The organism is Candidatus Spongiisocius sp. (assembly GCF_965221825.1).
Lineage (GTDB): Bacteria > Actinomycetota > Acidimicrobiia > Spongiisociales > Spongiisociaceae > Spongiisocius.
In genome coordinates this window covers 149,777-164,419 of record NZ_OZ244917.1, presented here as the reverse complement: position 1 = coordinate 164,419, position 14,643 = coordinate 149,777, and the positions used below count along the sequence as shown (strand labels likewise).

Here is a 14,643-nt window from a genome sequence, read left to right as displayed (position 1 = left end):
GTCACCAGTCGATCAGTCGACAGTGCCGGGCGGAACAACCCAACGGCACGTCTGTCCGGTGACCGAAGAAATGAGATCGAAGTCCTTGTCATAGTGGAGAACGACACGACCCGCCGCCTCCGCCGCGGCAGCAACGAGCAAGTCGGGTATCTTGCGACCCCTCTGACTCTTGATTGCGAGCAACCGCTGCACTTGGAGAGCTCTCCGTAGGTGCTGGGCGGTGGTCTCAACCAGTAGGAACACGTCGAGAGCCCCCATGAGTCGATCCCACTCTGTTTCGTTGCGCGCCGAGAACCCGATCTCAAGGTCGCTGATCCCGGCCCGCGCAGCCAGTCCGGCGCCGGCGAGTGGACGGACCACCCCCCTCACTGACGGCTCGCGGAGGCGGGTTAGGACGCTCTTATCGAGCAGATAGGTCACCGCCATGCCTCGTCACGGTCCGCGAGGTCGGTGCCGGCCAGGACGTCCAACGCCCTAGCTACTCTCGGATCTCGGTCCACCGCGGCAAGGCGAAGCGCCCGGTTCACCGTATCCTTGATCGTCACCGTACGGAGTTCCGCCCGCGCCGCGCTCAATGCCTCCTCATCGAGATCGATCAAGTGTTTCGCCATACCCCTCAGTATATATGCTGGTCGTCTGATATATACGCCCCAAGATGCTGCCGCCCGCATGTTTCGGGATCCCGGACTCTCCGCCGTACCGCTGAAAACGGCCGCCCTCCCCTCTTGGCTATCAGGCGGTGGACGGAACCGGAGGCGGTGAGTGCACCCCGTAGAACATCTCCCCCGCCGCTAGTGTCCTGTATCGGAAAAGAACGCGAAAATCGCGCCCAGCGGGCTTCGCCCGACGGGCCCTCCCCCACCGCCGCCACCTTGGTCGGAGCGCGTCCGCCCAAGCCCTTGGGTGGGGCACTCCCGAACGATTTGATCCCTCGCGCGGTCCGGTCGACGTCGGTGCCGGACCGCTGGTAATTACGGTATCCAACAACCTATAACGAGGGTGTGACAGATTCAACCCCCTTGTCGCCCTGCAACAACCCAGAGCGAATACGCCGAGCGTGTCGATCCGAGCGGTTGGCGCGTGATCATCCGCGTTCGGCTGCCAGGCGGAGGACCGAGCCTGAGGCGGTAAGCACGTAGACCTCCCCGGCGTGGTCCGTGCCGAAGGCGACCACCTGCCCGGCTATGCCCACCTGATCGGTCCAGTCACGCGGCTCGTCGAACGGCCCCTCCACCGGGAAGCTGCGCAGGTAGCCCCCGCAATAGTCGGAGAACAGGTAGTGCCCGGCCAGCTCGGGAATCGCCGCCCCCCGGTAGACCACCCCTCCGGTGATCGAACACGTCCCTGAGTCGGTGTGGGGAACCTCGAGCACCGGCAGAGTGAGGCCGGAGGCATCGCATCCCGACGGGGGATCGAAGCAGTGGAGCCCTTCGGTGATCGGCCAGCCGTAGTTCAACCCCGCGGTCTCCAGCGGCGCTACCGAGACCTCCTCGAAGAGGTTCTGGCCGACATCGGCAATGATGACCGTTCCCGACAGCTCGTCAATGGTGAATCGCCAGGGATTGCGCAGGCCTATCGCCCACACCTCGGGAGCCGGGAAAGGGTTGCCGGCCGCAGGGATCGCCAGGCCCTGCTCGGACACGTCGAACCTCAACAGCGCTCCCAGCGGCGAGCGGTCGTTCTGCCCGTGTCCGTAACGGTCTCCGGCGCCTCCGCCGTCTCCCAGACCCATGTAGAGGTAACCGTCGGGGCCGAACAGGATCATCCCGCCGTTGTGGTTGGCAGCCGGCTGCGGCGTCCTCCACAGGACCGTCCCGGTCGGATCCGCCTGCCCGCCCTGCTCCACGAACTCGGCTAGGACCGTGTCGCCGTCAAGCGCCGTGTAGTGCACGAAGATGCGCCCGGACTCCGGATAGTCGGGAGCGAACGCCAGTCCCAGCAGTCCCTGCTCCCCGCGGTCCCGGACCCGGTCGGTGATGTCCAGGAGCGGGACGGGATCGACTCCGGCCTCGTCCCACAGCCAGACGGTCCCCTCCTTGGAGGCGATCGCCATCAGGTCGGAACCCGGATAGTGCTCCGCGTGGATCGGATACCCGATGACCGCTACCTCATCGTATCGGAGGCGCTCCAGCGGAGCAGGCGTCGTGACCGCCGTGGTCGGGTTCGGTTCCGGCGTCGTATCCGTCAGCGCCTGACCGGTATTGGCGACCACCGTCGTGGACGTATCGGCAGCGGGGACACCGGTTGTCGCCAGAACGGTCGTGGTCGTGGTGGTGGTCACAGGGTCGGGACCGGCGGAGGTCGTGGAAGAAGGTGCCGCCGCGGTGGGCGGCGTAGTGGGCGGAATGGGATCGGGTACCCCGCTGCATGCGCCGGCCACCAGAACCAACCCGACCAGAAGAATCCTCCGAACCACGACCGGACACGATACCGCCGCAGGGCCGGCTACCGGCTACGACAGTTAGAGTCGCGCCGGGGCAACAGGAGGAGGCGCGTGGCCGAACTGGTGCGAAACGACAGGAAGACCATCTTCGGTTGGGCTATGTATGACTGGGCCAACTCCGCCTTCTCGGTCACTATGGGCGCCATCGTCGCGGCCTTCTTCAGCAGCGTGATCGTGGGTGATGAGGGATGGAACGGCTTGTCGGCCGAAACCATCTGGGCCTGGGTCATATCCGGTGGTTCCACCGTTCTCTTCCTGATGATGCCGATCCTCGGCGCGGTGGCCGACCACACCTCGTCCAAGCGCCGGTTCCTCCGTACCTCCGCGCTGGCAGGCGCCGTTTTCGTGCTGGTGGCGCCGTTCGTGCCCGATGGGGCGGTCCCCTGGTTCATACTGGTGGTACTCGTGGCCCATATCGGGTTCGTAGCATCCAACGTCTTCTACGACGCCTTCCTGCCGGGGCTGACCACCGAAGACACGATCGACCGGGTGTCCTCGAAGGGGTTCGCCTACGGGTATGTAGGGGGAGGTCTCTACCTGGTACTGGCCTTGGGCCTGCTACTGGCGAGCGGCGAAGGCGGTCTCACGGGACTGTCGAGTAGCGGGGCCGCCCGGCTCGCCATCTTCGGCTCGGGCGTGTGGTGGGCGGGCTTCGCCCTATACGCGCTGCGCTACCTGCCCGAAACCGGCGAGGCCCTGCCCCTGCCGCCCCGATACCGGCATTTCCGACCGTGGCGCGCCTACACGGCCATCGGTTTCGGCAGGACTTTGGTGACCATCAGAAAGCTCCGCGGGTTTCCCCAGCTCCTGCTGTTCGTGGCCGCATTCATCTTCTACAACGACGGCACCCAGACGGTGATCTACATCTCCGGCTCCTATGCCGCGGACACGCTGGACCTCGACATAACCGTCATCACGCTCGCCTTCCTGCTGGTGCAGTTCGTCGCCTTCGGAGGCGCACTGTTCTTCGGAGTGATGGCCGAGCGGATCGGACCGAAGCGAGCCATACTGTGGTCCATCGTGGTCTGGGCGCTGGTGTCCGCAGGCGCCTACTTCCTTCCCGCCGGGCAGGCTCTGCCGTTCTTCCTGGCGGCCGTGATCATCGGATGGGTGCTGGGCGGTATCCAGGCGCTGAGCCGCAGCCTGTATGCAACGATGATCCCCGAGGGGTCCGAGGCCGAGTTCTTCGGCTTCTACAGCGTGTTCTCCAAGTTCTCGGCCATCTGGGGGCCGCTGGTGTTCGGCATTGTCAGTAACGTATACGGATCCGGTCGCCCAGCCATCCTCTCCATCGTGGTCTTCTTCGTCGTCGGGGGCGTACTCTTGGCGAAGGTGGACGTGGACGAGGCAAGAGCAGCCCGTAGCCGATGGGAGGCACATTGACATGACCGAAGAACCGACCAAACCGCCGGCAACTGCCGAAAGCCCCCCGTCGCCCGCTACCGAGAGCCCTGCCCCCACCGCCGAGAGTCCCGAGCGGCTGAGGCATCGAATCAGATGGGGCTTGGTGACGCTGGCGGCGCTGGCCCTGGCCGTAGGGTTTCTCGCCTACCAGAACCTGGAGGTGGTACCGGTCCGGGTGTTCTGGTGGGAGTTCAACACTCCCCTGCTGGTTGTCGTGGTTGCCACGGCGGTGCTCACGCTCGTCTTCCAGACGCTGGTCGGGCTGGTCATCCGGTGGAGGAGGCGCAGGCAGCGACGAGGTTTCGAGCGCGCCGTGCGCCGGACAGGGAGGAAAGGTTGAAACCACCCCTGATAGGGCACGATTCGAGACCCGCTGTGCCGTTGGCCCGCGCAAACGGTACCCGAACGTAAGCGGCCAACTACGATGCTGACCGCATCGGGAGGTTCAGATGAAGATCACGCAAGAGTTCCAGGTCGCCGGCGCACCCGCCAACGTGTTCGGCTTCTTCCAGGACGTGGCCTCGGTGGCCCAATGCATGCCGGGCGCCGAGCTCACCGACAACCACGGCGACGGCAGCTACACCGGCTCGGTCTCGGTCCGGCTCGGCCCCATGACGGCTCGGTTCGAGGGCCGCGCCACGATTACCGCCGACCCGGACGCCATGACCGGCAACATCATCGGCAAGGGTGTGGATCGGCGCGGCGGCTCGCGAGGCAACGTAGCGGTCGACTACGCGCTGGCGGCGTCGGACGGGGGCACCATGGTGAAGGTAGACGCAGACATCACCATTTCGGGCACGGCCGCTCAGTTCGGCCGTACCGGGCTCCTCAACCAGATCACGCAGCGCCTCATCCAGCAGTTCGTGGACTGCCTGGAGGCGAAGCTTGAGGCGGAGAACCCGGAGGACGCAGCCGCTATCGAGGCCGATGACGTGAAAGGCATCTCGCTGGTCGCATCCACGGTGGGCTCCAGCGTCGCCAAGGGCGCCAAGAAGCTGCTCGGACGCGACTGAACCCGCCGGCTAGCCGAGGCTTGCTTCGATCACGTATTCCAGGCAGGCGATGAACGCCTCCATGTCCGAGCGGGGTATGGAGGGCCAGAGCCCGATACGGAGATGGTTGCCGTCCTTGTGATAGGGCTCCGTGTCGACGATCCCGTTGGCCCGCAGCGTGCCCGCCAGTCCAGCCCAGGTCAACGGCTGCCGGAAGTCGATGGTGGCGCCGATCGGTGACCGCATGCTCGGATCCGGCACGAACGGCTGCGCCATCGGGTGTTGCTCGGCCCATCCATAGAGCATCGCGCCGTTGGCGGCACACCGCCCCGAGGACCAGGCAAGACCGCCCTGCTCGTTCATCCATTCCACGGTGTCGGCCAGCATGAACAGCGTGGCTAGAGCGGGGGTGTTGTAGGTCTGGTCCTTGACCGACTGGGAAACCGCTTCCGACAGCGACAGGAACGGGGGAATCCACCGGCCCGATGCGGCAATCCTCTCGATCCTCTCCAGCGCCCTCGGGGAACACAGGGCTACGTACAGCCCACCATCCGCTCCGAAGGCCTTCTGCGGCGAAAAGAAGTAGACGTCGAACTGCGTGGGATCGACCGCTATCCCACCGGCCGCGGACGTGGCATCCACCACGGTCAGGCCATCCGCCTCCACCCGCCTGAGGGGCATGGTGACCCCTGTGGAGGTCTCGTTGTGGGTGAGGGCATAGAGATCAATGCTGTCTGATGGAGACGGCATGGGGTGCGTGCCAAGCGGCGACTCGATCACATCGGGCGCTTCGAGGTGCGGGGCGCCGGACACCACTCCGACGAACTTCGAGGAGAACGCTCCGAACTTTAGGTGCTGGCTGGCCCGCTCGATCAGGCCGAAGGCGGCCGCGTCCCAGAAGGCGGAGGCGCCTCCGTTGCCGAGCACCACCTCGTAGCCGTCGGGCAAGCCGAACAACTCGGTGAGCCCGGACCGGACCCGCCCGACCATCCGCCGCACCGTCGGGCGGCGGTGTGAAGTGCCCATGTAGGACGAGCCCGATTCCGCAAGGTGGTCCAACGTGCTCTGGCGGACCCGGGTCGGGCCGCACCCGAACCTGCCGTCGGAGGGCAGCAGATCGGAAGGTATGCGGATCGAAGTGTCTCCGGGCATGTCTATCGTTCCCTCTCCAGAACCCGATACGGAGAATCTTGATGTCAGGAGTATCGCAGCGAATCGAATCGATGGCCGAATCGGCCACCATGGCGATCACCGCCAAGGCCAGGGCCCTGCGCGCCGCCGGCCACGACGTGATCGGCTACGGCGCCGGCGAGCCCGACTTCCCTACCCCCGCCCCCATCGTGGCCGCGGCCCGAGCGGCCGCCGCCGACCCCGCGATGCACAAGTACACCCCGGCGCCCGGGCTTCCCGCCCTCCGGGAGGCGGTGGCCGCCAAGACCCGCCGGGACTCGGGCTACGAAGTGGCGCCGTCACAGGTGATCGTCACCAACGGCGGCAAGCAGAGTGTCTACACGGGGGTCCATTGCCTGGTCGACCCCGGGGACGAGGTGCTGCTGCCGGCGCCCTACTGGGTTACCTACCCGGCGGTGGTCGAGCTGGCCGGTGGGGTCACCATCCCGCTGGAAACCGATGAGACAAGCGGATTCAAGGTCACGGTGGACCAGCTGGAGGCCGCATACACCTCCCGAACCAAGCTGCTGATCTTCGTCTCCCCCTCGAATCCGACCGGAGCCGTCTACGACGCATCCGAGATAGCCGAGATCGGCCGCTGGGCGGTGGACCGAGGCGTCTGGGTCCTGACCGACGAGATCTACGAGCACCTCGTCTACGGGGACGCATCGTTCGCGTCGTTGCCGGTCGAGGTTCCGGAACTGGCCGAGCAGTGCGTGATCGTCAACGGGGTGGCCAAGACCTACGCCATGACCGGATGGCGCGTGGGCTGGATGGTCGCTCCGGACCACGTGATAAAGGGAGCGACCAAGCTACAGGGCCACCTGACGTCCAACGTCTCCAACATCGCCCAGGCCGGCGCCATCGAGGCGGTGTCGGGCTCGCTTGACGATGTCCACATGATGCGGGAGGCGTTCGACCGGCGCCGGCGCATCATGCACCGGATGCTCAACGAGACGAGAGGTATCGACTGCATCGAGCCGCAAGGGGCCTTCTACTGCTTCGCCTCCGTGCGTGGGGCGCTCGGCAACCGGGTGGGAGACACCCGGCCCAGCACCGCTCTCGAACTGGCCGACGTCTGCATAGACCAGGCCGGTGTCGCCTTCGTCCCCGGCGAAGCATTCGGCGCGCCCGGATACGCCCGCTTCTCCTACGCCCTAGGCGACGACGATCTGGTCACCGGCCTCACCAGACTCCAGGAGCTACTGGGGACCTCTCGGTGAAAGTCCAGCCCTCTTTGCTCAGAGGACTGAGTTCTTTTACTCATATTATTGTTTAGAAATGCTCTAAGAGACTTAGGGCTATGCAGGGCCGGAGGGCTTGGGAGCGAACTGGTCGATAAGAATCACGTTTCCCTCTGTATCGGTGAACACGATGTGGGCGGGGCCCGTGCCCGCGGGGTCGGTATCCGTCGTCATCTCGACACCTCCGGCCACCAGGGACTCCCGGATCTCCCTGACGTCGGTGAATTCCGCCAGCTCCGATCCGTCCTGGCTCAGGCCGGGGTTGAAGGTGAGGATGTTGCCCTCGAACATGCCCTTGAACAGGCCGATGACCGCCGTCCCGTTGACCATCATCACGTAACCCATCCCGTCGCCCCCGAAGCGGGAGAAGCCGAGCTTCTCGTAGAACGCCTGGGCCTCCGCCAGATCCTCGACCGACAGACTCACCGAGAATGCACCTAACTCCATCCCTCCCGCAACCTCCCGCGCTCTCCATCGGTGATGCAAGCAGGTTTCTACAGGTATGCAGCCCGGGACCCCGCCATGCCAATCAGCCGGCCTCTCGCCCCAGACGAAGGTTCATCGACCGTGCAACCGGCACGCCCACATAGAGATCAACGACTTCACCGAGGCCAGCATCAAGCTGCGCGACCTTGTCGGGTGTCAGGGCCGCCGCCAATTCCTCACCTATTCGGTTCTGTCGGAAGTGCGGCACCGCCAACGTCTCAGCAGTCTCCCAGCGCGACGTGTTCGGGGCGGACGGGGGTGCGGTTGAGCTCCAGGCCGGTGGCGTCGCGGATGGCGGCCACCACTGCTGCGGTGGAGGACACGGTGGGCGGCTCCCCCACTCCCTTGGCGCCGAACGGGCCGAAGGAGCTGGGTTCCTCGATCACCTCGATCTCGATGGACGGAGCATCCAGGAAGGTCGGGAGCAGGTAGTCCGTGAAGGTGGGGTTCTGGATGACACCATTCTCGACCACGATCTCCTCAAGGGTGGCGAGACCGATCCCTTGCATCGTCCCGCCTTCTATCTGGCCCACCACCGACCGGGGGTTGATCATGAACCCGACATCCTGGACCGTGTCGACCTGCACCACCCGGAACAGACCCAGTTCCGGGTCCACATCCACGACAGCCCGATGCGCTGCGAACGCGAAATCGACGTGGAGGTCGCCCTGGCCGTTCTCGTCGGGCGCGTACGTCTCCGGATGGTGGAACCGGGTGTGGTACTCGATATTCTCCCGGCCGACCAGGTCCTCCATCGGGGTAACCAGGATGCCGTCCTTCCAGACTCCCTCACCATCCAGTTCGTCGCCGCCTCCTCGCCGGAGGGCGATCTCGCGCGCCATCCGGGCCGCTTCCATGACCGCTCCCCCGGTCATCTGCGTCTGGCGTGAGGCAGACGTCGAACCGGCCGAACCGATCTTGGAGGTGTCGTCGTAGAAGACCACCACATCCTCTATTCCGAGGACGGTCCGGGCGATCTGCGCGCACGACATTCCGAGACCCTGGCCCACCTCGACCGCCGCGGTGTGCACCTCGACACCGAACGGGGTGATGGCGACCCTGGCCTCGGAGTAGTCGTCGAAACCGGCCGAGAAGCACAGGTTCTTGAGCCCGATGGCGTACCCGACCCCCCGTGTCACCATCGGGCGGGAGGTGGTCAGGCCGGTACCGCCGGGGAGAAGGCGTGGATCGTCACTGCGGTTCACCGGCGGCAGTGGCATACGGCGGAGCCTCTCGAGTATCTCGACGACCGGCGCTGACGTGTCGATCACCTGTCCGGAGGTGGCCAGAGGGTCCCCGCGGCGCAGGGCGTTCTTGATCCTGAACTCGACGCGGTCCATGCCGAGCGCATCGGCCAGCTTGTCCATCTGGGCCTCGTGGCCGAAGCAGGCCTGCACCGCCCCGAAGCCTCGCATCGCTCCGCAAGGCGGGTTGTTGGTTCGTACGGCCACCCCGTCCACCGACACCGAGTCGCACCGGTAAGGACCGGCGGCGTGGTAGACGGCGTTGCCTATCACCGAATCGCTGGTCGAACGGAAGGCGCCTCCGTCGATGATGATTCTCGCCTCGATGCGCCGGAGGGTTCCATCATGGTCGGCCTCGTGGCGCATCCAGAGCTGGGCCGGATGCCGGTGGACATGGCCCACGAAGCTCTCGGCCCGGCTGTATTCCATCTTCACCGGCCGCCCGGTGTACAAGGCGAGCAGGCAGAGATGGATCTGGAGGCTGACATCCTCCCGCGCCCCGAAGGCGCCGCCGACACCGGCGTGGTGGACCCGCACCGCGTCCTCCTCAACCCCGAGCCCGGCCACGATCTGATCACGGTCGACGTGGGTCCACTGGGTGGCGATGTGGAGATCGACACCGCCCCGCCCGTCGGGAATCGCCAGGCCGGACTCGGTGCCGAGCGGGGCCTGATCCTGCATCCCCACCTCGTAGTAGCCCTCCACCACCACCGCGCCGGACGCATCCTGGCGGCCTCGACGGCATCTGGCCCGGTGGAACACGGAATCCCGGGCGTCAGCATCCTCCGGGTCGGTGAGCGGCTCCAGCACCTCGTATTCGATACCGATGGCCTCCACCGCCCGGCGAGCGATCTCCGGGTCGTCAGCGGCGACAAGCGCCACCGCCTGACCCCAGTACTCGACCAGGTCCGTAGCCAGTATCGGCTGGTCGGCCGTTTCGAGGCCGAAGGCATTGCGGCCCGGGACATCGTCCCCGGTGAGGACGGCGTGAACGCCGGTCATCGCCAAAGCAGGGCCGATGTCCAGCTTGGTGATCCTTGCCTTCGGGTGGGGGCACCGGAGGGTGGCGCCGAAGAGCATGCGATCCATATGGAGGTCCGACGAATAGGTGTACGTGCCGTCGGTCTTCGGGATGCCGTCCGAGCGGGAGGTCGACTCGCCAACCCCGCCCCGGACCTCGCCGGTCCTCACCCGGGTGGTCATCGGTCCCCCACCAGCGTCTCGAGGCCTCGGAGAATGGCGCCGTAACCGGTGCAGCGGCAGATGTTGCCGGCCAGACCTTCTCGCATCTCGTCGGAGGAGGGAGCCGGGTTCTCATCGAGCAGTGCGGCAGCGGCCACGACGAAACCGGGCGTACAGAATCCGCACTGGACCGCACCGGCATCGATCAGCGCCTTCTGAACCGGGTGGAGTTCCGCTCCCCCCATCCCTTCCACGGTCACGACCTCCGAACCGTGGGCATCCACGGCCATCACCAAGCAGGAACACACCAGCTCTCCATCCAGCAGCACCGAGCACGATCCGCACTCCCCCTGCTCGCAGGCCCCCTTGGAGCCCGTCAGGTGGAGGTGCTCGCGGAGGGCGAACAGCAGGCTCTCCGAACCCTTCGCATCGCACACCCGTTCCTCACCGTTCACAGTCATCTGCACTCTCATGACGGCAGGCACCTTTCGAGTAGGCGACGGGCCAGTACACCGGAGGCGTGACGCCGGTAGTCATCCGTCCCCCGGTGATCCGAGATGGGGCTCACCTCCTGTGAAACCAATCGGGCGAACTCCTCGAGCGCCGCCGGACCGGGTTCGGCCTCCTCCGAGATCATCTCCTCGGCCCGCCGAGCCCGGATCGCGGTGGGGCCCACGGAGCCGAGCGCCACCCGGGTGCGGCCATCACGCCATCTGAAGACGCAAGCCGAGACGATGGAGATGACCATGGCGCTTCGCTGGCCGATCTTGGCGAACTCCTGGAAGTCGGGGAGGTCCTCGGGCAGCACCGCCGCGGTAATCAACTCGTCGGGCCGCCTGGCAGTCCGTTTGACACCGGTGAAAAACTCATCCCAGCGCAGCCGGCGGGTCCCGGAGGTGGAGTGAAGCTCGATCTCGGCATCCAGACCGGCCAGGAAAGGCAGCGCATCCCCCGCCGGGCTTGCGGTCGCGATGTTCCCGCCGATGGTCCCCGCCGCCCTGATCTGGGGAGAGCCGATGGTGCGGGCCAGCTGCGCCAGGGCGTTGTGGTCACCCGATTCGAGACGCCGGAAGGTGACGCCCGCGCCGATGCGGCGCCGGGAGACGTCCTGGATGTCATCCAACCTTCGCAACGTCACGACCATCTCCGGGCGGATCCGGTCGAAGTTGACTTCCACCATCAGATCGGTTCCGCCGGCCAGCAGCACGGCTTCGGGATGAGAAGCGAGCGCGCCGACGGCCTCATCGAGATCGGCCGGGTGTACTACTTCCATGAGGCGCGGTCCGTTCTCCGGATGGGGCTGCGTCTCTCAGAATACCAACGCAGACGGCGCAGCGGTGGAAAACGGCACGCTCCACGACCAGCGGCGGAGCCGGCGGTACGGTTCCCTAGAAGGGCACGGAAAGTGTCCGCTTGGCCTGCCGGCCGGCCGGCCAACGAGACTCCATGTCAGGGCATCGCGGACCAACCCATCCCCGTCCTTCTCAGCACCCCCTAACCTGGCCGGATGGCGCGAATCCTGCTGTGTACCAATCCCTCCGCATCCGGGTTCACCGGCGGTCTCCACCGATCGGTATTGGCCCGGCTCCGGGAGAGCTACGAGGTCGAAACCGAGTGGCCCAGGACCACCGCCGAAGCCCGGTCGATCAGCGCGGCCGCCGCAGCCGACCGGTTCGACCTGGTAGTCGCGATGGGCGGGGACGGCGTGGTCCACCACATCGCCAACGGCCTGGGCGGGACCGGCACCGCACTCGGGATCATTCCGGCGGGCACCACCAACGTGCTCGCCCGGATACTGGGCCTCCCCCGCAAGCCTCGGGCCGCCACCGAGTTCATCTGCGGACGCCCACCGGTGGCAGCGGTACCGGCCGCCATGCTCACCCTCGACCATGGAGAATCGGGCGTGGAGAGCCGGCTGGCCACGTTCTCGTGCGGGGCCGGATTCGACGCCGCCGTCGTGGAGCGCGCCGAGCAGGAGCCACATCGCAAGTATCGCTTCTCCGGGCTGCACTACGCCCGCTCGGCCACCTCGGTCGCCTGGACCGGCTTCGCCGGGCGGTCCCCCGACCTGACCGTGAGGACACGGGACCGGTCAGCCGAGGCCGTGGCCGTGTTCGTCAGCCTGTACGACCGTTACACCTATTTCGGGCGCCTTCCCGTCCGCTTCGGATCGCACGAGCCCGGAGCGCTGTCGGTGCTCGTAGCCCACGAGCTGCCGAGGCGACACCTGTTCTCGATCCTGCGACGGGTCGTCACCGGTGCCGGGTTATCGGGCGCGGAGGGACTCGAGGTCTGGACCGGCGTCACCTCCGTGCATGTGTCGGCGTCCGGAGGGTTCCCGGCACAGGCGGACGGCGAGTTGCTGCGGTCTCCACTGAGGTTCTCGGTTGCCGCCCGCCCCGACCACCTCCGGGTGCTGAAACCCGGATCCCCGGACAGTTCGGGCCTTGACCCGATGCCCGGAAAGGTCTCGGGCACCGGGTAACATCCGGCGCGGTGGTTGAGAACAAGCCCTCTTGTCCGGTTCGCGCCGTCTAGTCCTTCTCCTCGGAGTGACGACCGTCGCTTTGGGGATTCTCGCCGTGGTGATCATGAACCAGGACGGCGCCACCCCCACGCCCGGTGGCAACGGAGGAACCGCAGCCACCCAACCCGACCCTTCCCGCATCGAAGCGATGGCCGCGCTGACCAGCCTGGAGAACAGCCTGGCCCTCACGCCGATCCGGATCGAGGTGAGCGAGTCCAGCTTCAGCCTGCTCCCGGCGGCCATCGGATTCGACCTGGACGAGAACGCCACTCTCGACGCGGCGCTCGCAGACCGGTCGCTGGATGCGATACTCGAAGACCTCGAACGCCGGGGCGACGACTCTCAGGCCAGCCTGCCCTGGTCGATCTCGGGAACCATTGACGAGGCTGCTCTCGATGGACTGATCGACCTCTACGAGTCGGCCTTGGTCGGGCCTGACGAGGGCGGAATCGACATCCGGGGTTCGACCCCGGTGGCCCGCTATCCCCGAGCCGGCCTCGTGATCGACCGGGGTGTAGCCCGCAACCAGATCGTCGGAGCCCTCCTCAGCCAACCCCGCGCCGTCACCGTGCGGCTACCGACAATCGAGGTGCAGCCTGTCCTGCCCAGAGCTGCCGTGGAGGCGGCTCTGGAAGAAGCCTCCGCGCTGCTGGCCGGACCGATCGTCCTGACTCGGACCGATCCCGACGCCACCCTGAACCTCAGTGTGGCCGAGTTGGGGCGCGCCCTCACCACGGAGGTGGTCACGGATCCGGACCTCGGTCTCCGAGTCGCCCTCGACCGGGCTGTGATCGACGGGTATCTGGATCCTCTGAGGGCAGGGTTCGAAGCACCGCCGAAGAACGCATACATCATGATCGACGACCAGGAGACCATCACCTACGTTCCCGGATTCCCGGGCGCTCTCATAGATGTCGAGTTGGTGATACGGGCTATAAAGCAAGCCGCCGGACGGGAATCGAGACGGTCCACGCTACCCCTACAGACGGGGGTGGAGCCCGAGATAACCGCCGAGGAACTGGCCGCCATGGGGCCCCTCAGCATGATCAGCGAGTTCACCACCGAGCACAACTGCTGCCAGCCGAGGGTCCAGAACATCCATCTGTTCGCCGATGTCATGGACAACGTCAACCTGTTGCCGGGGGAAACCCTGTCACTCAACGAGACTGTGGGAGAGCGGACCGAGGAACGGGGCTTCCTGCCCGCCCCCACCATCATCCGGGGCGAGATAGAAGACCAAGTGGGCGGCGGAGTCAGCCAGTTCGCCAGCACCTTCTACAACGCGGTGTTCTGGGCCGGGCTGGAGGTCATAGACCACAAACCCCATAGCTACTACTTCTCGCGCTACCCGATGGGCATCGAGGCCACGGTCAGCTGGCCCGTGCCCGACCTGGTGTTCCGCAACGACACCGATGCCCCTCTCGTAATCAAGACGTCATACACCAGAACCTCGATCACCGTCCGGTTCTACGGCGACAACTCGGATCGGGAGGTTTCGGCCACGGTGTCAGAGCGCACCAACCCGGTCCCGTATCCCACCGAGTACGTCCCGAACCCCGAAGTCATGCCCTGGGACGAGCCGGTGGAGGTCCAGCAGGGCGCTGACGGATGGAGCGTCACGGTTACGAGAGATATCTCCTTCACCGACGGCACCACTTCCCATGAGGAGTGGAAGGTGCGCTACCGGCCGTGGGCGCACCGGTTCGAGGTCCATCCGTGCCAGCTGCCCGAGGATGCGGAGGACTACACCGGGGAGGAATGCCCACCCCATCCCGACTACCCGGAGGGTTACCCCACCACCCTGCCTCCCGACCCGGATGCTGAGATCCCCGAAGGGGAAAGTGAGACCCCCGAAGGTGAGGGCGAAGGAGAAGGCGAGACCGCCGAAGGGGAAGGTGAAACCACCGAGTAGGCCCTCGGACCGCTGATCGCAGATCACGACACGCGGATG

The 14,643-nt window shown here is 66.2% G+C and carries 15 protein-coding genes; 6 read left to right on the top strand and 9 right to left on the bottom strand.

Annotated features, from left to right (window positions below):
• Window positions 1–12 precede the first annotated feature (12 nt).
• From ACOQPD_RS00720 to ACOQPD_RS00710, 3 genes are all read right to left on the bottom strand, one after another.
• On the bottom strand, window positions 13–426 hold the full coding sequence (locus tag ACOQPD_RS00720) for a PIN domain-containing protein (RefSeq protein ID WP_420612997.1): 414 nt from the start codon (window positions 424–426) through the stop codon (window positions 13–15).
• Window positions 417–611, bottom strand: a complete 195-nt coding sequence (locus ACOQPD_RS00715) for a hypothetical protein (RefSeq protein WP_420612996.1) — start codon at window positions 609–611, stop codon at window positions 417–419. The genes ACOQPD_RS00720 and ACOQPD_RS00715 overlap by 10 nt, the downstream gene beginning before the upstream one ends.
• Before the next feature lie 473 nt (window positions 612–1,084).
• The gene (locus ACOQPD_RS00710) at window positions 1,085–2,416 is read right to left on the bottom strand and encodes a PQQ-dependent sugar dehydrogenase (RefSeq protein ID WP_420612995.1); all 1,332 of its coding nucleotides are present in this window, start codon (window positions 2,414–2,416) and stop codon (window positions 1,085–1,087) included.
• A 78-nt stretch (window positions 2,417–2,494) separates the two neighbouring features.
• Between ACOQPD_RS00710 and ACOQPD_RS00705 the strand changes: the two genes are divergently transcribed.
• The 3 genes from ACOQPD_RS00705 to ACOQPD_RS00695 all read left to right on the top strand — a co-directional run bounded on the left by ACOQPD_RS00705 (window position 2,495) and on the right by ACOQPD_RS00695 (window position 4,860).
• Window positions 2,495–3,826, top strand: a complete 1,332-nt coding sequence (locus tag ACOQPD_RS00705) for an MFS transporter (protein WP_420612994.1) — start codon at window positions 2,495–2,497, stop codon at window positions 3,824–3,826.
• 1 nt (window position 3,827) lies between these two features.
• On the top strand, window positions 3,828–4,187 hold the full coding sequence (locus tag ACOQPD_RS00700) for a hypothetical protein (RefSeq protein ID WP_420612993.1): 360 nt from the start codon (window positions 3,828–3,830) through the stop codon (window positions 4,185–4,187).
• A gap of 109 nt (window positions 4,188–4,296) precedes the next feature.
• Complete coding sequence (locus ACOQPD_RS00695; RefSeq protein WP_420612992.1) at window positions 4,297–4,860, top strand: SRPBCC family protein; 564 nt, start codon at window positions 4,297–4,299, stop codon at window positions 4,858–4,860.
• A gap of 9 nt (window positions 4,861–4,869) precedes the next feature.
• Here the strand turns inward: ACOQPD_RS00695 and serC are convergent, their stop codons facing one another.
• A complete protein-coding gene (gene serC, locus ACOQPD_RS00690) occupies window positions 4,870–5,991 on the bottom strand; it encodes a phosphoserine transaminase (RefSeq protein ID WP_420612991.1) in 1,122 nt (373 codons plus the stop codon).
• Between the two features lie 41 nt (window positions 5,992–6,032).
• Here serC and ACOQPD_RS00685 point away from each other — a divergent pair, with 41 nt between their 5' ends.
• On the top strand, window positions 6,033–7,232 hold the full coding sequence (locus ACOQPD_RS00685; RefSeq protein WP_420612990.1) for a pyridoxal phosphate-dependent aminotransferase: 1,200 nt from the start codon (window positions 6,033–6,035) through the stop codon (window positions 7,230–7,232).
• A gap of 78 nt (window positions 7,233–7,310) precedes the next feature.
• On the opposite strand, the gene ACOQPD_RS00680 is transcribed toward ACOQPD_RS00685, so the two are convergent.
• The 5 genes from ACOQPD_RS00680 to ACOQPD_RS00660 form a co-directional block, all read right to left on the bottom strand.
• Window positions 7,311–7,700, bottom strand: a complete 390-nt coding sequence (locus ACOQPD_RS00680) for a VOC family protein (RefSeq protein ID WP_420612989.1) — start codon at window positions 7,698–7,700, stop codon at window positions 7,311–7,313.
• Between the two features lie 82 nt (window positions 7,701–7,782).
• Window positions 7,783–7,953: a hypothetical protein gene (locus ACOQPD_RS00675; protein WP_420612988.1), complete on the bottom strand. Its 171-nt coding sequence runs from the start codon at window positions 7,951–7,953 to the stop codon at window positions 7,783–7,785.
• A 4-nt stretch (window positions 7,954–7,957) separates the two neighbouring features.
• Entirely contained in the window at window positions 7,958–10,186 is a 2,229-nt protein-coding gene (locus ACOQPD_RS00670; protein ID WP_420612987.1) for a xanthine dehydrogenase family protein molybdopterin-binding subunit, read from the bottom strand.
• Window positions 10,183–10,638, bottom strand: coding sequence for a (2Fe-2S)-binding protein (locus ACOQPD_RS00665; RefSeq protein WP_420612986.1), 456 nt, complete (start codon window positions 10,636–10,638; stop codon window positions 10,183–10,185). Before ACOQPD_RS00665 ends, ACOQPD_RS00670 begins: the two co-directional genes overlap by 4 nt.
• Window positions 10,635–11,438, bottom strand: a complete 804-nt coding sequence (locus ACOQPD_RS00660) for an FAD binding domain-containing protein (protein ID WP_420612985.1) — start codon at window positions 11,436–11,438, stop codon at window positions 10,635–10,637. The genes ACOQPD_RS00665 and ACOQPD_RS00660 overlap by 4 nt, the downstream gene beginning before the upstream one ends.
• Before the next feature lie 234 nt (window positions 11,439–11,672).
• Here ACOQPD_RS00660 and ACOQPD_RS00655 point away from each other — a divergent pair, with 234 nt between their 5' ends.
• Window positions 11,673–12,650 (top strand): diacylglycerol/lipid kinase family protein, encoded by a 978-nt coding sequence (locus ACOQPD_RS00655; RefSeq protein ID WP_420612984.1) that lies wholly within the window; start codon window positions 11,673–11,675, stop codon window positions 12,648–12,650.
• 106 nt (window positions 12,651–12,756) lie between these two features.
• Window positions 12,757–14,604, top strand: a complete 1,848-nt coding sequence (locus ACOQPD_RS00650) for a VanW family protein (RefSeq protein ID WP_420614408.1) — start codon at window positions 12,757–12,759, stop codon at window positions 14,602–14,604.
• Window positions 14,605–14,643 lie beyond the last annotated feature (39 nt).